20 protein-coding genes are annotated in these 22,754 nt (G+C 67.4%); 13 read left to right on the top strand and 7 right to left on the bottom strand.

Going from position 1 to position 22,754, the window contains the following annotated elements; translation table 11 throughout:
- Positions 1-8 precede the first annotated feature (8 nt).
- The 3 genes from FZ029_RS25035 to FZ029_RS25025 all read left to right on the top strand — a co-directional run bounded on the left by FZ029_RS25035 (position 9) and on the right by FZ029_RS25025 (position 4,574).
- Positions 9-1,106 carry a nitronate monooxygenase gene (locus FZ029_RS25035; protein ID WP_149272423.1) on the top strand — a complete coding sequence of 366 codons (1,098 nt, stop codon included), beginning with the start codon at positions 9-11 and terminating at the stop codon, positions 1,104-1,106.
- 2 nt (positions 1,107-1,108) lie between these two features.
- Positions 1,109-3,427, top strand: coding sequence for a phosphoenolpyruvate--protein phosphotransferase (gene ptsP, locus FZ029_RS25030; RefSeq protein ID WP_149272422.1), 2,319 nt, complete (start codon positions 1,109-1,111; stop codon positions 3,425-3,427).
- A 337-nt stretch (positions 3,428-3,764) separates the two neighbouring features.
- The gene (locus FZ029_RS25025; protein ID WP_149272421.1) at positions 3,765-4,574 is read left to right on the top strand and encodes a transglutaminase family protein; all 810 of its coding nucleotides are present in this window, start codon (positions 3,765-3,767) and stop codon (positions 4,572-4,574) included.
- 27 nt (positions 4,575-4,601) lie between these two features.
- On the opposite strand, the gene FZ029_RS25020 is transcribed toward FZ029_RS25025, so the two are convergent.
- Both FZ029_RS25020 and FZ029_RS25015 read right to left on the bottom strand, forming a co-directional pair.
- Positions 4,602-4,973 carry a hypothetical protein gene (locus tag FZ029_RS25020; protein WP_188052049.1) on the bottom strand — a complete coding sequence of 124 codons (372 nt, stop codon included), beginning with the start codon at positions 4,971-4,973 and terminating at the stop codon, positions 4,602-4,604.
- A gap of 4 nt (positions 4,974-4,977) precedes the next feature.
- On the bottom strand, positions 4,978-5,220 hold the full coding sequence (locus FZ029_RS25015; protein ID WP_149272420.1) for a hypothetical protein: 243 nt from the start codon (positions 5,218-5,220) through the stop codon (positions 4,978-4,980).
- Positions 5,221-5,694: 474 nt separating this feature from the next.
- Between FZ029_RS25015 and FZ029_RS33140 the strand changes: the two genes are divergently transcribed.
- Together FZ029_RS33140 and FZ029_RS25005 are read left to right on the top strand one after the other, a co-directional pair.
- A complete protein-coding gene (locus tag FZ029_RS33140) occupies positions 5,695-5,919 on the top strand; it encodes a hypothetical protein (RefSeq protein WP_188052048.1) in 225 nt (74 codons plus the stop codon).
- Positions 5,920-6,096: 177 nt separating this feature from the next.
- Positions 6,097-6,348, top strand: a complete 252-nt coding sequence (locus FZ029_RS25005; RefSeq protein WP_149200723.1) for a hypothetical protein — start codon at positions 6,097-6,099, stop codon at positions 6,346-6,348.
- A gap of 74 nt (positions 6,349-6,422) precedes the next feature.
- On the opposite strand, the gene FZ029_RS25000 is transcribed toward FZ029_RS25005, so the two are convergent.
- From FZ029_RS25000 to FZ029_RS24985, 4 genes are all read right to left on the bottom strand, one after another.
- The gene (locus FZ029_RS25000) at positions 6,423-6,614 is read right to left on the bottom strand and encodes a hypothetical protein (RefSeq protein ID WP_149272419.1); all 192 of its coding nucleotides are present in this window, start codon (positions 6,612-6,614) and stop codon (positions 6,423-6,425) included.
- Between the two features lie 30 nt (positions 6,615-6,644).
- Positions 6,645-8,336 (bottom strand): cbb3-type cytochrome c oxidase subunit I, encoded by a 1,692-nt coding sequence (locus FZ029_RS24995; protein ID WP_188052047.1) that lies wholly within the window; start codon positions 8,334-8,336, stop codon positions 6,645-6,647.
- Between the two features lie 19 nt (positions 8,337-8,355).
- Positions 8,356-9,003 (bottom strand): cupredoxin domain-containing protein, encoded by a 648-nt coding sequence (locus FZ029_RS24990; RefSeq protein ID WP_149272417.1) that lies wholly within the window; start codon positions 9,001-9,003, stop codon positions 8,356-8,358.
- Between the two features lie 103 nt (positions 9,004-9,106).
- Entirely contained in the window at positions 9,107-9,442 is a 336-nt protein-coding gene (locus tag FZ029_RS24985; protein WP_149272416.1) for a hypothetical protein, read from the bottom strand.
- Positions 9,443-9,714: 272 nt separating this feature from the next.
- Between FZ029_RS24985 and FZ029_RS24980 the strand changes: the two genes are divergently transcribed.
- The 6 genes from FZ029_RS24980 to FZ029_RS24955 all read left to right on the top strand — a co-directional run bounded on the left by FZ029_RS24980 (position 9,715) and on the right by FZ029_RS24955 (position 16,906).
- A complete protein-coding gene (locus FZ029_RS24980) occupies positions 9,715-10,104 on the top strand; it encodes a hypothetical protein (protein WP_149272415.1) in 390 nt (129 codons plus the stop codon).
- A 157-nt stretch (positions 10,105-10,261) separates the two neighbouring features.
- Entirely contained in the window at positions 10,262-10,984 is a 723-nt protein-coding gene (locus tag FZ029_RS24975) for a Spy/CpxP family protein refolding chaperone (RefSeq protein WP_211104207.1), read from the top strand.
- Positions 10,981-12,717, top strand: a complete 1,737-nt coding sequence (locus tag FZ029_RS24970; RefSeq protein ID WP_149272414.1) for an HlyD family efflux transporter periplasmic adaptor subunit — start codon at positions 10,981-10,983, stop codon at positions 12,715-12,717. The genes FZ029_RS24975 and FZ029_RS24970 overlap by 4 nt, the downstream gene beginning before the upstream one ends.
- 7 nt (positions 12,718-12,724) lie before the next feature.
- Positions 12,725-15,850 (top strand): efflux RND transporter permease subunit, encoded by a 3,126-nt coding sequence (locus FZ029_RS24965; protein ID WP_149272413.1) that lies wholly within the window; start codon positions 12,725-12,727, stop codon positions 15,848-15,850.
- Between the two features lie 32 nt (positions 15,851-15,882).
- Entirely contained in the window at positions 15,883-16,284 is a 402-nt protein-coding gene (locus FZ029_RS24960; RefSeq protein ID WP_149272412.1) for a hypothetical protein, read from the top strand.
- A gap of 160 nt (positions 16,285-16,444) precedes the next feature.
- Positions 16,445-16,906, top strand: a complete 462-nt coding sequence (locus FZ029_RS24955) for a c-type cytochrome (RefSeq protein WP_247892487.1) — start codon at positions 16,445-16,447, stop codon at positions 16,904-16,906.
- Between the two features lie 56 nt (positions 16,907-16,962).
- Here FZ029_RS24955 and FZ029_RS24950 read toward each other — a convergent pair whose 3' ends face one another.
- A complete protein-coding gene (locus FZ029_RS24950) occupies positions 16,963-18,771 on the bottom strand; it encodes a tetratricopeptide repeat protein (protein WP_149272410.1) in 1,809 nt (602 codons plus the stop codon).
- 298 nt (positions 18,772-19,069) lie between these two features.
- Here FZ029_RS24950 and FZ029_RS24945 point away from each other — a divergent pair, with 298 nt between their 5' ends.
- The gene (locus FZ029_RS24945) at positions 19,070-20,134 is read left to right on the top strand and encodes a TIGR03032 family protein (RefSeq protein WP_211104206.1); all 1,065 of its coding nucleotides are present in this window, start codon (positions 19,070-19,072) and stop codon (positions 20,132-20,134) included.
- A 68-nt stretch (positions 20,135-20,202) separates the two neighbouring features.
- Positions 20,203-22,754: calcium-binding protein (locus tag FZ029_RS24940; RefSeq protein WP_149272408.1), on the top strand; the 2,552-nt coding region annotated here is incomplete at its 3' end.

The raw sequence follows: 22,754 nt of genomic DNA, 5'->3' as shown, positions 1-22,754 counted from the left end.
GGCCGGCCATGACCGACGCCACATCATACGCGGCGGCAGCATCGGCCCGGCTCGACCGGCTCTGGAAGCGGGGCCGGGAGTTCCTCGGCACCCGCACCGCCGTGATGGGCGGAGCCATGAGCTGGGTGTCCGAACGGCATCTGGTCTCCGCCATCTCCAACGCCGGCGGTTTCGGCGTGCTGGCCTGCGGCTCCATGGCCCCGGACCAGCTGGCGGTGGAGATCGCCGGCACCCGGGCGCGGACCGACAAGCCGTTCGGCGTCAACCTCATCAACATGCACCCGGCGCTGGACCAGCTGATCGACGTCTGCCGCGAGCAGCGCGTCGGCCATGTGGTCATCGCCGGCGGCCTGCCGTCCAGCGCCACCCTGCGCCGCATCAAGGACGGCGGGGCCAAGGCGATGGCCTTCGCACCGACGCTGACCGCCGGCCGGCGGCTGGCGAAGCACGGCGCCGACGCTCTGGTGATCGAGGGAACCGAGGCGGGCGGCCATATCGGCCCGGTTTCCACCACCGTTCTGGCGCAGGAAATCCTGCCCGAGCTGCGCGAGGTGCCGGTGTTCGTCGCCGGCGGCGTCGGCCGGGGCGAGACGATCCTTTCCTATCTGGAACTGGGGGCGGCCGGCGTGCAGGTCGGCACCCGCTTCGTCTGCGCCACCGAATGCGTGGCCCATCCCAACTTCAAGCAGGCCTTCATCCGGGCGTCGGCCCGCGACGCCCAGCCGTCGGTGCAGATCGACCCGCGCTTTCCCGTCATCCCGGTGCGGGCGCTGGCGAACGAGGCGTCCAAGCGCTTCATGGAATTCCAGCGCGACGTCATCGCCAGGGTCGATTCCGGCGTCATGAGCCGCGACGAGGGCATGCTGGAGATCGAGCATTTCTGGGCCGGGGCGCTGCGCCGCGCGGTGATCGAGGGCGACGTGGAGAACGGCTCCCTGATGGCCGGGCAGAGCGTCGGGCTGGTCACCCGCGAACAGCCGGTGGCCGACATCCTGGCCGAATTGATCGCCCAGGCCGAATCGGCTCTGGCCCGCCGGGCGATGGATGAGGCATCGTTGACGGGAGTGGGGAGCCTGATGGCGGAACCGCCCGTGGGAGCGCTGTAGCGATGACCGACACCCTCGACACGGCAACCGGTGGCGGCGGTATGGAGGGGGGAATGGACGTCCGTTTCGACGGAACCTCGTCGCGCCGGCTGCTCGCCCGGCTGCGCGACATCATGGCCGGGTCGGGGTCGGGGCAGGACCGGCTGGACAAGATCGTCACGCTGATCGCGGCGGAGATGAAGGCCGACGTCTGCTCCTGCTACGTCATGCGCGCCGGCGAGGTGCTGGAGCTGTTCTCCACCGAGGGCCTGAACAAGACCGCCGTCCACAACACCCGCCTGCGCGTGGGCGAGGGCATCGTCGGCTACATCGCCGGCCACGCCCGTCCGGTGGCGCTGGACAATGCGCCCTCCCACCCCAGCTTCGCCTACCGCCCGGAGACGGGGGAGGACCCGTTCCAGTCGATGGCCGGCGTGCCGATCCTGCGCGGCAGCAAGGTGCGCGGCGTGCTGGTGATCCAGCACAAGGACCGCCGCCGCTACGTCGAGGAGGAGGTGGAAACCCTCCAGACCATCGCCATGGTCGTCGCCGAGCTGGTGGCGCAGAGCGAGCTGGTCAACCCGGTGGAGGTCACCACCACCGGCGACCCCGTGCTGCTGCCGGCCCGCCTGTCGGGCACGGCGATGAGCGCCGGGCTGGCCATGGGCCTCGCCGTCATTCACCGGCCGCAGCTGACCGTCCGCCAGATGGTGGCGGAGGATGCCGATGCCGAGCTGGAGCGCTTCAACACCGCGCTGCAGACCATGCACAGCGCCATCGACGATTTGCTGGAAGCGGCGTCGCTGGCGGGCCTCAGCGAACCGCGCGACATCCTGGAGACCTACCGGATGTTCGCCGAGGACCGCGGCTGGCTGTCGCGCATCCGCGAGGCGATCCGCGTCGGCCTGACCGCCGAGGCCGCGGTGCAGCAGGTGCAGAACGACACCCGCGCCCGCATGAGCCATCTGACCGATCCCTACATCCGGGAACGGCTGATGGATTTCGAGGATCTGACCAACCGGTTGCTGCAACATCTGGCCGGCAAGACCACCGGCACCGACAGCGCGACCTTGCCGGACGACATGATCCTGGTCGCCCGCTCCATGGGGCCGGCGGAACTGCTGGATTACGACCGCTCGCGCCTGCGCGGCCTGCTGCTGGAGGAAGGCTCGCCGGCCAGCCATGTCTGCATCGTCGCCCGCGCGCTGAACATCCCGGTGGTGCAGGCGGCCGACGCGCTGAACCGGATCGAGCCGCTGGACCAGCTGATCGTCGACGGCGACCATGGGCAGGTCTTCATCCGCCCGGCCGAAGACATCCAGATGGCCTTCGGCGAGGCGGTGGCGTTGCAGCACCGCAAGGAGCAGATGTATGCGGAGATCCGCAAATTCCCGTCGGTGACGCGCGACGGGGTGCCGATCTCCATCCAGCTGAACTGCGGCCTGCTGATCGACCTGCCGCACCTGACCGCCAGCGGGGCGGAGGGCGTCGGTCTCTACCGCACCGAAATCCCCTTCATGGTCCGTGCCTCCTACCCCGACGTGAAGGCGCAGACCGACCTCTATTCCCGCATCATGGACGAAGTCGGCGAGAAGCCGATCGTCTTCCGCACGCTGGATGTCGGCGGCGACAAGATGCTGCCCTACATGACCGGCGGCGAGGAGGAGAACCCGGCGCTGGGCTGGCGGGCCGTGCGCATCGGGCTCGACCACCCGTCGCTGCTGCGCCAGCAGTTGCGCGCCCTGTTGCAGGCCGCCGGCGGCCGGCCGCTGTCGGTGATGTTCCCGATGATCGCCGAGGTGGCGGAGTTCGACGGCGCCCGCCGCCTGCTGGAGCTGGAGCTGAAGCGGCTGGCCGCCCAGGGCATCGAGCCGCCCAGCACCCTGCGTGTCGGCACGATGCTGGAGGTGCCGTCTCTGTTGTGGCAACTTCCGGCTCTGCTGCCCAAGCTGGATTTCCTGTCGGTCGGCTCCAACGACCTGACCCAGTATCTGTTCGCCGCCGACCGCGGCAACCCGCGCACCTCGACCCGCTACGACCCGCTGTCGCCGTCGATGCTGTGCGTGCTGCGCCGGCTGGTCGACGAATGCACCCGGCACAAGGTGTCGCTCAGCATCTGCGGCGAGATGGCCGGCCGGCCGCTCGACGCCATGGCGCTGATCGGCGTCGGCTTCCGCACTTTGTCGATGTCGCCGCCGTCGGTCGGTCCGGTGAAGACGATGCTGCGCTCGCTCGAGGTCGCGGCGCTGCGGGATTACATGAGCGGCCTCTACACCGGGGCCGACCACAGCCTGCGCGACAAGCTGAAGACCTTCGCCAAGGACCATGGCGTGATCATCTGACCGGACTGTCGCCCGGGCCACGCGAGCCTGTCGCAAAGTAGAAAAGGCGGCGCCGGTATGGCGCCGCCTTTTTCATGGGCCGCTGCTGCTGAAAAAGTAGGCAGAGAAATAGAAGGAGCAGTCAGAAGGTTGCCGGCGTAATCCATTCGCGCCGCGATCCGATGTGAAGCGAAATCGCGAAAAGCTGTATGAGTCCGCGCAAAGTCTGTTAGGCTTTTTCAGAGGATTTACAGCGCGGTCCATGCGCCATACATCCATCTTTCCCCCGATCCCTTGCTGCCGCGGATCGACATCGGCACGCGCCGTCACCGGCATGCTTTTTCATCGGAGGGCCTTCATGCGCATTCACCTGGGTTACCGGCTGAATTTCAGCTTTCCCGCCCCGACACCGATGATCGTGATGCTGAACGTGCATTACACGCGCGTCGGCGACCTGGAGCGGCCCGACCACATCATCACCAGCGTGCCGGCGCCGATCCAGGGCTATCGCGACAGCTTCGGCAACTGGTGCAGTCGGCTGGTCGCGCCCGCCGGCCCCCTCACCATCAGTGCCGACAGCATCATCCGCGACAGCGGCGCGCATGATCCGGCGGACCACGGCGCCGTGCAGCACCGCGTGGACGAGTTGCCGGCCGACACCCTGTTGTTCCTTCTGGGAAGCCGCTATTGCGAGACCGACGTCCTGTCAGACGAGGCGTGGCGGCTGTTCGCGGGCACCCCGCCGGGCTGGGCGCGGGTGCAGGCGATCTGCGACTTCGTCCACGGCCATGTGACGTTCGGCTACGAGCATTCGCGGCCGACGCGGACCGCGGCCCAGACCTATGCCGAGAAGCGTGGGGTCTGCCGCGACTATGCCCATCTCGCCATCACCTTCTGCCGCGCCATGAACATCCCCGCGCGCTACTGCACCGGCTACATCAGCGACATCGGCCAGCCGCCGCCCTATGCGCCGATGGATTTCGCCGCCTGGATGGAGGTGTATCTGGGCGGCCGCTGGCATGTCTTCGACCCGCGGAACAATGCTCCGCGGATCGGGCGCATTCTGATCGCGCAGGGGCGCGATGCGGCCGACGTGCCGCTCACCCACACCTTCGGCCCCAACACCCTGACGGAATTCCAGGTCTGGACGGACGAGGTGACCGCCTGATCCGCGTCCGGCCTTCCGCCTTTCGGGTTATGCCCGGCCCGTCACCGCTTGGCCCACCGCCGCTTGGCCCGCCGTGGCGTCCAGTGCCGGGGAGGACGGCGGGACGGGCGTACGGACCCGTTCACGGCGCGGCAGCTGTGCAATCCGATGCAGATCCTCCACCCAGGGCGACGGGTAGCTGTCGGTGCCGAAGACCCAGACGGCATCGACGGCGCCATCCGGCTTGCGCAGCAGCACGCGGGCGTCATGCCCGTCCTTCCCGGCCTGGTTGGCGGCCTGAACCGCGGCGATCAGCGCGCCGGCCTGTCCGTTGACGAAGGGGCCATAGCGCTCCCCCTCAAACCGGATGAACCAGCCGTCCGTTCGGCACGACACGATGTAATGGGCTGAAAGGCTCATGAGGTCATTGCTCCTTGAAGGCGGTCGCGCCGGCGGCACGGGCCATGGTGAGACGGGTCAGCACGGCGCCCCGCAGCAGGCTGGCGTGGCCCGGCGGCGGAAAAGCGGGGGGAAGAAGCCGTCCGTCCGACGCGCCCTGATGCAGCGGATGCCAGCGGCGCTCGGCATTGGTCCAGCGCAGCTGCTCGCGCAGCAGATCGGCGCCATGGGGGCATTGCCCCTCGATGGAGTGGAGCGGGGATGTCATGGCCGTTACCCCGGCCGGGATGTCAGAAGGAAGAAGGCAATGCGTGTCCCGGCGTTCATGGGGGCTCTCCGACGGTATTTTCCGACGATGGCCGGATGATCGGCAGGATCGGTGGTCATGCCGTCCGGATGGAGTCACGCCAGGAAAACGCTTCGGATGCACGATCATCGGCAAAGAGGAAGCAAGGCTGGAGCGGCTTCACTGAATTTCAAATGGTGATCCGCTGGGAAATTTGCAATGAATATTTCAAATAGATTGTGAGCTTCCCAGCCTGCCCAATCGGAAACAAGGGTATTTTTGCCGGGGATTTTATAGGATCATTTTCTGGTTTCATTATAATTTCCTATGGAAGCCCAGGCCGCGCATCCGGACATCTGCGAGAGTCCGGACAACCAGCGCGCCCTCGGCCGTCAGTGACTGAACTCGCCTCTCGCCATGGCGAGATGGTGCATCTGGTGGTGACCTCCCTGGGCCATGATGCCGATGAACCCAAGTCCCCTGATATCGGGCGATCCGCCGATGCTGCGGCTCGACCGGCCTTGGACGGAGATCGCCGCCGAGATCGGACTGACGCACGAGGCCATCTACCGGGCCTTGGCCGTCTTGGAGCGCACGGGGCGGCTTGTCCGGGAGAACGGGGTGGTGACGCTCTCCCCCGGTTCGGAAGCAATCGAGGATGCCGCCCGAAAGGATCGATGACGAACCGAGCGCCGCGATGACCTCGTCGCCCTGCTTCGTTCGCACAGGCGGCACGGATGGCACCGTCACCGTTTGCCCAGTCGCCAGCCGGGACCGCCCGTGTTGGAATACTGGGCGCCGTCCCGGCGTCCATCGAGCAGCCCGCGCTCTCGCGGGCTGCAAAACGGGAGGAACACCATGCTCAGGAACGTCGCTTTGGCTGCCGTCTTCGCCGTCGCTCTGACCGGTCCGGCACTCGCCAACAGCTGTCCCAAACACATGGCCGCCATCGACCAGGCCCTGGCGGCCAATCCGAAGCTGAGCGCCGACCAGATGACGCAGGTGAAGAAGCTCCGCGCCGATGGCGAGGCGTTCCATAAGCAGGGCAAGCATGCCGAGTCGGAGGCGACGCTCGCCCAGGCCGAAACCATCCTCGGCATCAAGAAGTGACATCGGGGTGCCATGGGGGCGGAGCGATGCTCATGCCCCCATGGCGCCGCCTTGTCGCACCGTTGTGCAGCGGTTCAGCCCGTGGGCGCCTTCCGGCTGACGGCGACCAGCACTCCGGCGAGCCCCAGGAACAGCACCGCGCCGCCGCCCCAGACCCGGACGTAACCGGGCATGCCAAGACCGGGGACCAGCGCGTAGACGGCGGCGAGCGCCGCCCACACGGCGGCGATGGCGACCACGAGCCAAAGCTCTTCATTCATTCTCATGACGGTTCTCCTGCGCTCAGTGGCCGTCGCTCAGTGGCCGTGCCCGCCGCCGATGGCGATGATCGGCAGCGACTGGATCAGCTGGAACGCGACGATGGTGAAGACGTACATGGCGGCGATCAGCGCCGCGACCGACAGCGGCCCGGTCCAGGCCGGAACCGCGCCGACGCCGCGCGACCCGGTCCGCCAATCGACCACCGGCGCCTGCCCGCCTGACGGGCGCAGCGACAGCAGCGTGCGGACGACGCCGTAGACGCTGACCGAGATGGCGATGGCGAAGATCGTGGCGCCGACGCCGACCAGGGCCATCAGCACCGGCCATGCCGCCGGGGCCATGCCGCCGTAGCTGACGTCGAAGACGCGCCGCGGCACGCCCATAAAGCCGGCGGTGATGCCGGCCGCGCCGAAGATCAGCAGGCCGATGGTGACGACGGCCGGCATGCGCCGCAGCAGGTCCGGGCGCCACAGGCTGCCTCCGCCGAGTGCCGGCAGGATCACCATCAGCGCCGCCAGGAAGGTCTGGGTCAGCACGCCGACCGCGAAGAAGTGGAAATAGCCGGGCACGAAGAAGGTGTCGGACAACATCGGCGCCAGCTTCTCCTGGATCAGGACGAAGGCGAAGGTGATGCCGATCATCATGTTCACCACCGCCCAACCCATGTTTGCCATCGCCGGGTTCCGCCAGGGCAGCCCCCGCATCCAGCCGAAGAAGCCGGTGGCGCCGCGCGCCCGGGCGCTGGCTTCCAGCGAGGAGACGATGATCGCGAAGGCCGCCAGGGTCGGCACCGAGACGAACAGCGACAGCAGCGAGCCGACGACCCGGACGCTCTCCGACAGGTTCGGCTCAAGGAACATGTGGTAGAGGCTGGTCGGCGGAACGAAGACCAGATAGGCGGCGAAGACGATCTTCGACAGGCGCGCGCCATGGATCGACGTCACCCCGGTCAGGTGTTCGCTCAGCACGTACCACACCAGCACGGTCGCCATCAGCGGCAGGTAATGCAGGTTGTGGAACAGGATGTGCCATTCGGTGCCGTGGTCGGCCGGGAACGGACCGGTGCCGAGCGCCCACAGCAGGCCGGGCAGGAAGGCGTTCGTCGCGGCGATCGCGCTGACCACCAGGAAGCCGGCCCAGGCGAACAGGGCGAAGCCGATGGAGGTGAACTCGCCGGCCTCGCCGCACAGCCGGGGCTGGAGCACGGTGGCGATGCCGCAGACGGCGGACGCCGCCAGACCTGCCGAGAGCAGCAGGTAGCCGAGGGCGAAGACCCCAACGGAGCGCGGGTCGTCCGCGGCCAGTTCGGGGCTGCCGTCATAGAGCAGCGGCGTGCCGGTGGCGGAGATCCACTCGCTGACGCCGAAGCCCGCCAGCATCAGGGCGGCACCGGTCCAGGCGAGGGGGCGCAGGGCGAGGCCCTGGCCGTTCTCGGCCGCCGCCAGCACCAGCAGCAGGGCCGCCTGGATCAGGTAGAGCCAGTAGAAGAACACGGACACGCCGTGCAGGGTCAGGATGCGGTAGGCGTCATCCGGAAAGAAGGTGAGCGCCCCGGCGCGGGCGAGCGCGGTCACGGCGCCGCCAACCAGCCCCAGCACGAGCGCCAGCAGGGCGGCGCCGAACAGCAGCGCGAGGAGGGCCTTGTCGGCAGACGGCAGGGAGGCGACGCGCGCGGTCAGGCGCGAGGTCGCGCCGGCCGGGGCGAAGGAGGTCGAGAGGGTATCCATGCGTTGAGTCCTCCCCGGCTCAGCCGACGACGATGCGGCCGTGCATGGCGTCATGCGCCTGACCGCAGTAGACGGTGCAGTACACGAGGTACTCGCCCGGCTTGGTGAAGGTGATCGTCTGCTCGGTCACGACGTTCGGCCGCAGGCGGATGATGCGGCTGGCGGATCCCAGCTGAATCGACGCGCCATGCGTGATGTCGTCCGCCATCATGCGGAACCGGTAGGCTTGGCCGGCCTTGAGCCGGAGGACATCCGGGCTGTAGGCGAACTTCTGCGCCATCAGGTAGAGTTCCACCGACTCGCCGGACGCCGTCGCCGCACCGGGGCCGTGACCGGCGTCGGCGTGCCCATGCCCGCCATGCGCATCGCCCTCATGGCCGTGGGCGTCCGCGTCGGCGTGTGGATTCACGCTGCCGTCCTTCTGCGCGTATTTCCGGACGAAGAAGTCATGCTCGAAGCGGAACTCCTCGGGCGCCATGCCCTCCGCCGCGTCATGGCCGCCATGACCGTGTGCGTCGGCTTCAGGGGCGGCGTCCTTGTGTCCGGAATGTCCGCCGAAGGGAAGCGGGGCGGCGCCATAGGCTGCCCAGGCGCCGTACAGGGAGACGGCGCCGAAGCCCAGCGCGGCGACGAAGCCGCGGCGGGTCGTGAAATGCCTCTCGGGCATGATTGAGAGTCCTCTGATCGCGTGGTCGGAATCGCTCGCGCACGCCGCCGGTCAGGCGGCGCGTGGCCGGGCGTCCGACGCAGGCGTCAGAGCGCGCGGCCGATCAGAGGCTGGTCTTCGGAGGGGGTGTGTCCGGTGTGATGTCCCGCGCGTTCGGGACGAAACCGGCCCGCGGGTGCCAGGACGTTTCGACCATGGTCACCGGGATGGCGACGCCGTGCCGGGCCGGGGCCTCGGCCGCCGGACAGCAGGTCGCGGCGACGGCGAGGGCGGCCTTGTGGTGGTCGGTCTGGGATGGGGGCGACGGCGCGTGATGTGAGCCGTGATGGCCCATCGAGCCGGCCGGCATTTCCACATGCGCCATGGCTCCGCCCGCCGCGCTCATCAGGAGCGCGAAGGCGAACGCCAGAATGGCGAAGATGTGGCCCAACCGCTTCATGCCAGCCATTGCTTTGAACGACCCGGGTCTGTCCGGGCCGGCACAACCATAGTCCCCCCGATGGGCGTGGCCATTGATGTCCGTCAACCGGCATCGCCGTCGGACATTTTCCGTATTGACCTTCCCACCGCTGGAGGGTCGATGCTCGCCTGGCGCGGCCGACTTTCAAGATGATCGTGCTGTTGCAGGGGCCGGGGAATGGTCCTAGGCTCATGAGAGAGGCCGATAGGCACGCAGGTGCCGCCCGGTCTCGGACAAGGAAGGCAATCGCCATGTGGCGTGGGGCTTGGTCGACGGTGAGGAGGGTGGTGGTGAGCCTGCTGATGCTGGCCACGCTGCTCGTCTATGCCGTGCCGAGCCACGCCAGTCTGCTGCCTCACCAGCATTCCCCGGCGCCTCATGAGCATGCCCTGGCCGCCACGCAGGACGATGCCGTCGCTGCCGTGGCCGACCATGAGCACGGGCAGGATTCCTGCGGGGATCTTGGTGTGCTCGGTGACGATGCCTGCTGCAGCGTCGCCCAGTGCGCGACCATGCATGGCGGCCTTCCCGCCGGTGCCGTCGCGGCCTTCGTTCCGCCCCTCGACCGGGCGGCCTACCTGCCTGCCCTGGCGACGCCCGAAGGCATCGACAGCGACCCCGCACTGCGTCCCCCTCTCTGATCCTCTGACGCCACGAGTCTGTCCGCATCCGGCTTGAGCTTCGGCTCGGCAACGGCTGCCGGTTCCAGTCCTCGTGCGCTCGGCCTTTCTGTTCCCGGCGCTCCCGCGTGGAGTCCGTCCGGGATGGCTTGAACCAGATGATCAGATGGAGGACGCCATGTCGTCTCTCACCCGCAGAATTCTCCCGGTCTTCGCGCTCGTCGCCATGATGTCGGCTGCCCAGGCCCAGACCGCCGCCACGCCGGACCAAAGCCAGGATCACCAAGCCCACCACCCCGGCGGCGCCACGACCACCCAGGTCCAGCCCGCTCCGGCCCCGACGCCCGCCCAGCCGTCCCAGGGCGTCCAGCCCGCGATGCCCGGCACTGCGCCCATGATGGGGCAAGGCATGGGCGGCGGCATGATGATGAACATGGACCAGATGCGCCCGATGATGGGCGGCATGATGGGCCAGCAGGGCGGCCAATCCGGCATGATGGGCCAGATGATGCCCATGATGCGCCAGATGATGATGGGCCAGCAGGGCGGCATGGGCGCAATGGGCGCCATGGGCCTGCCGTTCGAGCACGTCGAGGGCCGCATCGCCTTCCTGAAGGCGGAGCTGAAGATCACCGATGCCCAGGCGCCGCAGTGGAACGCCTTTGCCGACACCCTGCGGTCGAACGCCAAGGCCCATCAGGCCATGCACGAGCAGATGACCAAGGGCGGAATGCCGTCCGCATGGCCGGACCGTCTGGCCGCCCAGCAGAAGGTCCTGTCCACCCGGCTCGACGCCATGAAGGCCCTGGAGGCTGCCGCCAAGCCGCTCTACGCCGTGTTGACCGACGAACAGAAGAAGACCGCCGACCAGCTGTTGGCCAGCCCGATGGGGATGATGTGAGGACAGGACCAATCCACCGACGCCTTCTCGCCGCGGCCTCGATCGCGGCGAGCCTTGCCGCGCCGGTCGCCCTTCCGGCGCTGGCCCATGAAGGGCACGGGCACGGCGACGCTTCCAAGCCGGTGGTCGCTGCCGCGATGCCGACCATGGAGACGGCCTCGCCGGACTTCGAACTGGTGGCGGTCGTCCAGGGGAAAAGCCTGCTCGTCACCCTGGACCGTTTCGCCACCAACGAACCGGTGACCGGCGCGACAGTCGAGGTCGGCGCCGGCGGGGAAGCCGTGACCGCCTCCCCCGTTTCCGGGGAGGAGGGCATCTACCGCCTCGACGCCGCGTGGCTGTCGAAGCCGGGGCCGCACGAGCTGACCGTGTCGGTGACGGCGGCCGATGCCGCCGACCTGCTGATCGGCACGCTGGAGATCCCGGCGACCGCCCGGCCCGCCGAGCCGGAGGATGGGAGCGGCGTGTCCGCCATCCTCGGTCAGGTGCGACATGACCCCGGCCTGATGCTGGGGGCCGTCATGGTCTTCCTGCTCGGCATGCTGACCGCGGTGGTGCTGACCCGGCGGGGCCGGGCGCGCACGGTTGCCGGGGCGGCTCTGTTCGGCCTCGGTCTATTGCTGGCAGGCGGCGCCGCCTTCGCCCATGGCGGCGAGGACCACAGCCACGGCGACGAGGCGAAGGACGGGACTCCGGGAGCGGCGGCCATGCCGATGGCGGTGACCGGCGCGGTGGAGGGCCCGCGCAGGTTGCCGGACGGCAGCCTGTATGTGCCCAAGACGTCGCAGCGCCTGCTGTCGGTCCGCACCATGGTCGCGAAGACGCAGCAGGCGGCGCAGACGGTCCAGCTGATCGGTCAGGTCGTGGCCGATCCGAACGGCGGCGGCCACGTCCAGGCGACACAGAGCGGCCGCATCGAGCCGGGCGAGCAGGGGCTGCCCTATGTCGGCCAGCGGGTCGAGGCAGGGCAGATCCTGGCCACCATCACGCCCGCCGTGAACGTCGTGGACCGCAGCGGCATCCAGCAGCAGATCGCCATGGTCGAGCAGGAACTGGTCATCGCAGAGTCCCGCGTCCAGCGTCTCCGCAAGCTGGAAGGCAGCGTGCCGCAACGCGACATCGAGGAGGCGGAGGCCAACCTCAACGGCCTGCGCAAGCGCCGCGCCGCCCTGTCGCCGACCCTGACCACCAAGGAGGCCCTGCGCGCGCCCATCGCCGGGGTCGTCACCGCCAACAACGTCAAGGCCGGTCAGGTCATCGAGGCCCGCGATCAGGTCCTGTTCGAGATCGTCGATCCGTCGCGGCTGATGGTCGAGGCGGTCGCCTTCGATCCCCGGGTGGCGAACGCCATCAAGGCGGCCACGGCGACGACCGCCGACGGCACCAGCCTGTCGCTGGAACTGCTCGGCTCCAGCCTGGCGTTGCGTCAGCAGGCGATCCCGCTGCTCTTCCGCATCGGCAATCCGCCGTCGGGACTCGGTGTCGGCCAGCCGGTCCGGCTCGTCGCCCAGGTGCAGGGCACCGCGTCGGGCATCGTCCTGCCGCGCCACAGCGTGGTGCGCAGCGCCGGCGGCCAGCCGATCGTCTGGCAGCACGAGTCCCCGCAGCGTTTCGTCGCCCGGCCCGTGCGCACGCAGCCGGTCGATGGCAACACGGTTCTGGTCCTGGCAGGCATCGAGCCCGAGGCGCGCATCGTCACCGACGGCGCCGGCCTGCTGAACCAGGTCCGGTGAGGCGGCCATGTTCAACGTCCTCGTCAACACCAGCCTGCGCAACCGCCTGTTCGTGCTGGCCGCCGCCGTGCTGCTGGTCGTCTACGGCTCCTTCGTCCTCAAGGGACTGCCGGTCGACGTCTTCCCCGACCTCAACAAGCCCACCGTCACGCTGATGACCGAGGCCGAGGGGCTGGCGCCCGAGGAGGTCGAGCAGCTGGTCACCTTCCCGCTCGAGACCTCAATGAACGGCATGCCGGGCATCACGCGCGTGCGCTCGGTGTCCGGCGTCGGCCTGTCCATCGTCTTCGTCGAGTTCGACTGGGGCACCGACATCTACCGCAACCGCCAGCAGGTGGCCGAGCGTCTGGCCATCGTCCAGGGCCAGCTGCCGCCGAACGTCCGCCCGCAGATGGGGCCGATCTCCTCCATCATGGGCGAGATCATGCTGCTCGCCATGTCCGCCGAACCGGGAAGCGGCGTCGGGCCGATGGAGGTCCGCGAACTCGCGGACTGGGTGGTCCGTCCCCGCCTGCTCGCCATTCCCGGCGTCAGCCAGGTCATTCCCATCGGCGGGGAGATCCGCCAGTACCGCATCGCCCCCGATCCGGCGCGCCTGCACGACCTGGAGATCACCACCGACCAGCTTGTGAACGCGCTCCGGCAGTTCTCGGCCAACACCGGCGGCGGCTTCATCGACCAGCACAGCGAGGAGTACCTGATCCGCAACATCGGCCGGACGACCCGGCTGGAGGACCTGCGCACCCTGGTGGTCGCCTACAAGGCCGGGCAGCCCATCCATCTGCGCCAGGTTGCCGACGTCGACTTCGCCGCCCGTGTAAAGCGCGGCGACGCCGGCGTCGACGGCAAGCCCGCCGTCATCCTGTCCGTGCAGAAGCAGCCGGGCAGCGATACGACGAGGCTGACGGCCGACGTCGAGAAGGCACTGGCCGATCTGGCGCAGTTCCTGCCGAAGGGGGTGAAGGCGAACGAGATCCTGTTCAAGCAGGCCAACTTCATCGACACCTCGATCCACAACGTCATGACGGTGCTGCAGGAGGCGGTGGTGGTCGTCGCCGTCATCCTGTTCCTGTTCCTGCTCAACGTCCGCACGACGCTGATCTCGCTGACCGCCATTCCGATCTCGATCCTGATCACCGTTCTGGTGTTCAAGGCGTTCGGCATGTCGATCAACACCATGACGCTGGGCGGCCTCGCCATCGCCATCGGCGAACTGGTCGACGACGCCGTGGTGGACGTGGAGAACATCTACCGCCGCCTCGGCGAGAACCGCCGGGCCGGCAACCCGCGTCCAATCCTGGAGGTGGTGGCGGCGGCCTCGCAGGAGGTGCGCTCCGGCATCGTCTACGCCACGATCATCATCATCCTGGTGTTCGTGCCGCTGTTCGCCCTGTCCGGCATCGAGGGGCGGCTGTTCGCGCCGCTGGGCGTGGCCTACATCGTCTCCATCCTCGCCAGCCTGCTCACCGCCATCACCGTCACGCCGGTGCTGTCCTACTACCTGCTGCCCAAGCTGAAGCGGCTCGACGAGCATGACAGCCGGCTGGTGCGGCGGTTGAAGGCCGGCAACGCGCGGCTGCTCGGTTGGGCCTTCGCCAACCCCGGCACCCTCTTCGCCGTCGTCGGCTCCGCCGTGGTGATCGCCGCGGCCACGGTGCCGAGCCTGCCGCGCGCCTTCCTGCCGCCCTTCAACGAGGGCACGCTGACCATCTCCATGGCCCTCAACCCCGGCATCTCGCTCGCCGAGTCCAACCGGGTCGGCCTGGCTGCCGAGAAGCTGATCATGCAGGTGCCGGAGGTGGCGTCTGTCGGCCGCCGCACCGGCCGTGCCGAACTGGACGAACACGCGGAAGGCGTGCATTCCAGCGAGATCGACGTCGACCTGATGCCCTCCGCCCGCAGCCGCGCCGAGGTTCTGGCCGACGTGCGGGCGCGGCTGGCTGCCCTGCCGGTGTCGGTGAACATCGGCCAGCCGATCTCGCACCGGCTCGACCACATGCTGTCGGGCGTCCGCGCCCAGATCGCCCTGAAGATCTATGGCGAGGATCTCGACACCCTGCGCAGCCTTGCCGGACAGTTGCAACAGACGCTGACGGCGATCCCCGGGCTGGTCGACCTGCAGATCGAGAAGCAGGTCCGCATCCCGCAGGTGCAGGTCGTGATCGACTACGAGCGGGCTTCGCTCTACGGCGTCACCCCGGCGATGGCGACGGACGCGCTGGAAAGCCTGTCCAACGGGCGGGTGGTGTCGGAGATCGTCGACGGCACGCGGCGCTTCGACGTCGTGCTGCGCCTGTCCGACGAGGATCGCACCACCAGCGGCTTGGCCAACCTGCTGGTCGAGACCCCGGCCGGGCGGGTGCCGCTCAGCCTGTTCGCCACGATCGAGGAGACCGACGGGCCGAACCAGATCCTGCGGGAGAACGGCAAGCGCCGCATCGTCATCCTCGGCAACAGCGACGGCAAGACGGACATGGCGCGGATCGTGGCGGGCATTCGCGACGTGGTCGGCCGCTCGTCGCTGCCGCCCGGCTACTTCACCAGCCTGGAGGGCACCTTCCAGGCGCAGGAGGAGGCGTCCAAGACCATCGCGGTGCTGTCGATGGTGTCGCTGGCGATGATCTTCCTGGTGCTCTACAGCCGCTACCGCTCGGCGGTGCTGACGCTGATCATCATGGGCAACGTGCCGCTGGCCCTGATCGGCAGCGTGGCCGCCCTATGGATCGCCGGACAGCCGCTGTCGGTCGCCTCGATGATCGGCTTCATCACCCTGACAGGCATCAGCGCGCGCAACGGCATCCTGAAGGTCAGCCATTACATCAACCTCGTCCTGCATGAGGGCGAGAGCTTCGGCCGGGCCATGGTGATCCGTGGCAGCCAGGAGCGGCTGACCCCGGTGCTGATGACCGCCTTGTCGGCCGGCGTCGCCCTGGTGCCGCTGATGATCGGCGCCGACGCGCCGGGCAAGGAGATCCTGCATCCGGTCGCCGTCACCATCTTCGGCGGTCTGGTCAGCGCCACCCTGCTCGACACGCTCCTGACCCCCGTCCTCTTCCTCAGGCTCGGCGAGAAGCCGCTCAGGCATCTGGTCGACGCCCAAGCCGGCTCGCCGCGTCCGGCCGAAGCCTACTGATCCAACCGTTCACCCTGTTCAATTCAGAAGGAATGCCTATCGTGAAGGTCTCGACCCTCCTCGTTGCCGCCACCCTGTTCGCCGCCCCGGCGACGGCCTTCGCCGACGGTGCCAAGACCGGCAGCCATGGCGGCCCCCGCACCGACGCCGGCCCGTATCACGCCGAACTCGTGCTGCAGGGCAATGACGTCGTCCTGTACGTGACCGACGGCGCGGACAAGCCGGTCGACGTGACCGGCGCCAAGGCCGAGGCCACCATCCTGGCCAACAGGCAGACCCAGAAGGTCGCGCTGGAACCCGCGGGCGCCAATGCGCTCAAGGGAAAGGCCAGCCTGGGCGAGGCCCACGACAGCGTGAAGGTCGTCACCGCCCTGACCATGCCCGGCCAGAAACCGGTCCAGGCCCGTTTCGAACTGGGCCACGCCGGCCACTGAACCCGTATGGGCGGCATGAGGCGGTGATCCTCATGCCGTCCCGAACAAGGAGACGCGCGATGAGCGCCAGGAGGAAACCCGCAACGCCGGCGGCGGCTTGGCTGATCCCGGCTCGACGCCTGGAGGCCGTTCCAGTCATGACGCGCCGGGGAAAATGGTCGTGAAAAAGGCGTTGAAGGTCGGCATCGGCTTGGCCTTGGCCGCCACGGTCGCGCTGGCCGGCGCGGTCATGGTCGCCGGTCCGACGGTGAGTGCCGACCCGACCGATGCCGCACAGGTCGCCCGAGGGAAAATGGTGTACGCCGAGCAGTGCGCGTCATGCCACGGGAGCCGGCTCGAGGGCCAGACGAACTGGCAGAGCCGCAAGGCCGACGGCCGTCTGCCCGCGCCGCCTCACGATGCCACCGGCCATACGTGGCACCATCCGGACGAGGATCTCTTCAGGATCACCAAGCAGGGCATCGCGGCGTTCGCACCGCCCGGCTACAGCAGCGACATGCCTGCGTTCGGCGGCAAGTTGAGCGACGCCGACATCTGGGCGGTTCTCGCCTTCATCAAAAGCTCCTGGCCGGAAGACATCCGCCGCCGCCACGCCGCCATCAGCGAGCGGTCGAAGAAGTGAGGAGACGAGTAGTGATCTTGCCCCGGTTCGGTGGGGCAAGATCATTCTTGGCGCCGTTACGCCTCATATGTCGAGCATGGCCCCCGCATCGCCCAACGCTCCAGGGCGATACGGACGCGATCGATGACGGGTGTCCAGTCGCCCGGCCGGCCCTGGCGGAACAGGCGCATGGTCGGATACCAGGGGCTGTCCGATCGGTTGCACAGCCAACGCCAGCAGGAGTCGTAACGCGATAGCATCCAGATCGGCCGGCCCAGTGCTCCGACCAGATGGCACACCGAGGTGTCGACGCTGATGACGAGGTCAAGTTCCGCGACAAAAGCCGCGGTGTCGGCGAAATCGCCAACCATCTCCATCCAGTCGACAAGATCCAGACCGGGCGGCCGCACCTCATTCGCCGGTGGCCCTTTCTGCAGACTGTAGAAGGTCACGCCCGGAACATCGGCCAGCGGAGCCAGCGCAGCCAGCGGGAAGCTCCGCCGCCGGTCGACCATATGCGCAATGAACTGCTCGTCATGCGCCGAACCAGCCCAGACCAGGCCGACCCTTCGGCGGCGCTCACCGCCAAGCCTCCGTTTCCAGGTGGCGCGATCCTGTTCGGACGTGTGCAGATAGGGGACCGCTGCCGGGATGGTTGCCAACGTGGTGCCGAACGCCAGCGGCAGGCTTAGCAGCGGAATGCAGGCGTCGCATACCGGCGGCGGGTCCGCGAGCGACCGGACGGAGGCGATGCCCGGGAGCGTCGACAGCAGCCGGACCAGTGACGGCTGCACCATCAGATGAACGTGGGCGCCGAGCGCGGCCAGCATCGGAGCATAGCGGACGAAGTGCAGCGTATCGCCCTGTCCCTGCTCGGCCACCAGAAGGAACGAGCGTCCGGCCGGGTCGCCGCCACGCCAACGCGGGGCATGGGCCGGATAGGCCCTATTTTCCATCCGCCAGCGCGATTCGTAGAGACGCCATCCGTTGGCGAAGTCACCCTGTGCCAGAAGCACCATGGACAGGTTGAAGCGTGCGACATCGCTTTCGGGATGGAGCGCAAGGGCGCGCTCGTTGCCGCGGCGCGCCCGCTCCATCTGCCCGCTGTCGTGTTCGGCCAGGGATAGGTTGATGAGGGCCGAAAGGGACGCCGGTTGCAGAGCGAGAGATCGGCGGCCCAGCGATACCGCCGTCGCAAAGTCGCCGCGCAAGCTCGCCACCAGACTGTCGCCGGCTTCCGCATGGCCCTCCAGCGGAGCCAGCTGACGCAGCCGATCATGCATTGCCTGGGCTGCGTCGAGCTTGCCATGCCGGATCAGGAGTCCCGCATGACTCACATAGCCGCCTGGTCGGTCGGGCGACAACGCAACCGAACGCTGTGTGCAGGCAAGCGCCAATTCCGCCGCTTCACCGAGGCCACCGGCCAGTGCGAGCCACGCAGACGGGCTGGTAGGGGCCAGCCGCACCGCGCGAAGGAAGATCATCGGCAGGCGCTCCATCGCCCGTCGCTCATGCAGAATCGAACCGGCAATCGACCAGCCTTCGGCAAAGCCCGGATCGAGAGCCAATGCCCGCATCGCCGCCCGTGCCGCAGCCTTGAAGCGCCGGGTTTTATGCAGGAGCGAGGCCAATCCGGCCCAGGCCTTCGGATAGGCCGGACGCAATCGCAAGGCGTGTTTGTAAGCCTGTTCCGCATCCTCCACCCGGCCCTGGATGCGTCGCGCCTCACCAAGATTGTGCCAGATGCTGGCCCGATGCGGCGCAAGTATGGCTGCCGCCGTGAAACAGCAGTCAGCAAGCGCTTCCTGCCCGTCAGCCAGGGCTGCTGCGCCTCGATGGGTAAGCGCGACGGCTTGATCGGAGAAACCAGTGGTCAGTGCGCACATGAAAAAAGCTTTCTTCGGATGGCAGCGGACCCGCGCGGTGTGGCTGTGGAGTGGATTCTGGTGCGTGCCGCCGGGCTTCCATTCGATTTGACCAACCGAGGTCCGTGTCACGTCCTAAGAACTGTAATATTGAACCATTTTTCTGCGCTTCCTCCTTTGCGTGTTTTCTATTTTTAGATGCAATGCGCGTCCATTTCGAGAATTTTTCCATTCTTTGCGGTGATTTCAAATTATATAGCAGCTAATGTTAACGAAGCATCCGGGATGATGGTCAAGAAGCGCGATGGAGAGCGGTCGGATGGCAGCCGAAGAACGATCCCGTCCCATGCTGGAAGGCACGCCGCATTTGGCTGATTGGCTGGAGACCGCCGGCTGCGCAATCGCTTTTTCGACCTATGAGGCGCACCGGCTTTTTTTCCTGGGGTTGGGGGAAGACGGGCGTTTGAAGGCCCATGAACGGATCGTGCAGCGTTGTCAGGGGTTGTGTGTCGACCGAGCCGCGTTATGGGTCGGCGGACAGTCGCACCTCTGGCGCTTCGCCAACACACTGCGACCGTCCGACCGCACGCCGTCGGGCGCAGACCGTCTTTATGTGCCGCGACTCGGTTATATGATCGGCGATGTGGATATCCATGACATCGCCGTCGGACATGACGGTGTCCCGATCTTCGTCAATACGCGCTTCAGTTGTCTTTCCGTCCCTGACGCCGACCAGGGCTTCCGTCCCGTTTGGAAGCCCGCCTTCATTTCTGCCCTGCGCAACGAGGATCGCTGCCATCTGAACGGATTGGCGCTCGGTGAGGACGGCCGACCGATGTTCACGACCGCATTGGGCCGCTGCGACGTCATCGAAGGCTGGCGCGAGCGCCGGACCGACGGCGGCGTACTGATCGACGTCCCGTCGGGTGAGGTCGCCTGCACCGGACTGTCGATGCCCCATTCCCCCCGCTGGCACCGCGGCCGGCTTTGGCTGCTCAATTCCGGCACCGGCGAGCTTGGAACGGTGGACCGGAACGGCCGCTTCGAGCCGGCCTGCTTCTGCCCCGGTTTTGCGCGCGGATTGGCCTTTCATGGGAAATGGGCGGTTGTCGGGCTGTCGCGTCCACGCGGCGATCACGGAACGCTGAGCGCGCTGCCGCTTGAGGCGGCCCTGAACCGGGCCGGAGTCTCCGCTCAATGCGGCTTGGCCGTGGTGGACACCGACAGCGGAACCGTGGCGCACATGCTGTGGCTCCATCACACCGTCAACGAGTTGTACGACGTCGCCATCCTTCCCGGTGTGCGCCGTGCGGAGGCGGTGGGGCTGCTCGACGCGCGGGCGCTGGCCGAAGCGGTGACCACTCCAACAGACGTTCCGAATTGACCGGACGCCACATGGCGGACGGTGAACGGGTGCGACGTCGACAGATATATCCGAGGGGCTGACAGATCGTGGCTACTCCAACCTTTACTCTGGTCGGTACCAATTCTTTCGGTCTCAGCGGCGTCGGCAATTATGCCGCACCCACGTTCGCTGACCTCGACGGCGACGGCGACCTGGATCTTCTGGTTGGCAACAAGCTTGGCGAGACGGTGTATTTCGCCAATGTCGGGACGACGCTGGCACCGACCTATTCGCTTCAAGGCACGAACCCGTTCGGCCTTTCCAGTGCCGACACCTATGCGACACCGAGCTTCGTCGATATCGACGGAGACGGCGACCTCGATCTGTTCATCGGCAGCAAGGACGGCGGCACGCGGTTCTTCCGCAACACCGGAACGTCGGCCTCTCCATCCTTCTCCCTTGAGGGGACCAACCTCTTCGGCATCGTCACCGGCAGCTATGTCGTTCCGACCTTCGCCGATCTGGACGGCGACGGCGATGCCGATCTGCTGATGGGGACCACCAACAACGGCCTGCTTTTCTACCGCAACAATGGAACGTCGTCGTCACCGACCTTTTCGCTGGAGGGAACGAACCTCTTCGGCATGACGGCGGGTGTCAGTCACAATGCTCCGGTCCTTGTCGATCTCGACGGCGATGGCGATCTCGACCTCGTGAACAAGGATGTCGTTTCCATCAACATCGGGACGACGTCCTCCCCCACATTCTCGCTCGTCGGGACGGCTGTCTACGGCCTCAACACCGGAGCCTATCCGATGCCGGCCTTGGCCGACCTCGACGGCGACGGCGACCTTGACGCGATTTACGGTATCCAAGTCGGCTCCCTGTTGTATCTCCGGGACATCGCGCCGGTCGTCAGGACCTTGGCCGATTCCGGCAACACGCTGACACTGTCGCAGATCAACACGCTGACGGGTGGCACCGGCACCGACGTCATCACGCTGGGCAATATCGGTGCGACCTTCAGCGTCGCCGGCGTCGAAACGCTGACGGGAGGCGCCGGCACCGACGTCGCTACGCTGGGCACCTCCGGCAACACGATGCTGGTTTCCGGGCTGGAAACCGTGCTCGGCAGCAGCGGCATCGACGTCGTCACGCTCGACACAACGGGCAATACCCTGCTGCTCTCGACAGTGGAGACGCTGACGGGCGGGGCCGGCACCGATGTCGTGACACTCGGCACCAGCGGCAATACGCTGAGCGTCACCGGCATCGAGACATTGACCGGCGGTACCGGCACTGATGTCGTGATACTCGGCACCGCTGGCAACACGATGCTGGCTTCGCGCATCGAAACGCTGACCGGCGGCCTCGGCACCGACATCATCACGCTCGGCACCGCGGGCAACACTCTGACGGTCGCGGCAATCGAAACGCTGACCGGCACCGGCGGCACCAATGTGATCACGTTGGGTGACACGGCCGGCACCACCATGATGGTGTCGTGGCTGAGAACCCTGACCGGCGGGGTTGGAACCGACGTCGTCACGCTGGGTTCGGCGGGCAACACCACGACGATGGTAAAGTTGGAAACCCTGACCGGCGGGGTTGGAACCGACATCATCACGCTGGGTTCGGCGGGCAACACCGTGCTGGTGTCCGGACTGGAATCCCTGTTGGGCGGTATTGGTGTCGACATCGTCACCCTGGGCGATGTCGGCAACACGATAGCGGTCTATAGCACTGAAACCGTCATCGGCGGTGCCGGAACGGACACCGTCACGCTTGGCTCCAATGGCGTGCAGGTCGCAGCGTGGGGCCTGGAATTCGTCACTGCGGGCGGCGCGGGCGGCACGACGTCTTTGAACTTGGGGGCGCAGGGCAACACCACCACGGTGTCGCTGATAACGACCATCGTCGGCGGGACCGGCACCGACCTGATCACCCTGGGATCGGCCGGCGTCACCACGAAGGTGTCGGATCTGGAGACGCTGACCGGCGGCGTCGGCACCGACGCCGTCACCATCGGAACCGCCGGCACGACCATGCTGGTCTCCCGGCTGGAAACCCTGACCGGCGGCACCGGCACCGATGTCATCACCATCGGCACCATCGGCAGCACCATGACGGTGAAGCTGCTGGAGACCCTGGTCGGCGGTGCCGGCACCGACCTCGTGACGTTCGCCTCCGGCGGCAACACGACACTGGTTTCCGTCATCGAGACGTTGACCGGCGGTGTCAACACCGATGTCGTCATTCTCGGCACCGGCGGCAACACGCTTCAGATCTCCCGCATTGAAACGGTGACGGGAGACAGCGGCACCGACGTCGTAACGGTGGGCACCACCGGCGTATCGGTGAAGGTGCAAGGCATCGAGACCATGGTCGGCGGGGCCGGCACCGACGTCGTGACGTTCGGTACCGCCGGCAACACAGTGCTGTTCTCCGCCGTGGAAAGCGTCATCGGTGCCACCGGCACGGATGTCGTGACCTTCGGGTCGGCCGGCAGCACGGTATTGATCTCGGCGCTTGAAACACTGGTTGGTGGTGTGGGCGTCGATGTCGTCACAGTCAGCGCCAGTGGCATAACCCTTTTTCTTTCCCAGATCGAAACATTGAACGGTGGTTCGGGCCGTGATGCCATCTCGCTGATGGATTC

This window comes from Azospirillum sp. Sh1, assembly GCF_008365135.1.
GTDB classification, from domain to species: Bacteria; Pseudomonadota; Alphaproteobacteria; order Azospirillales; family Azospirillaceae; genus Azospirillum; species Azospirillum oryzae.
The sequence above is the reverse complement of the archived record's forward strand: the minus strand, read 5'-3'. Positions and strand labels throughout refer to the sequence as shown.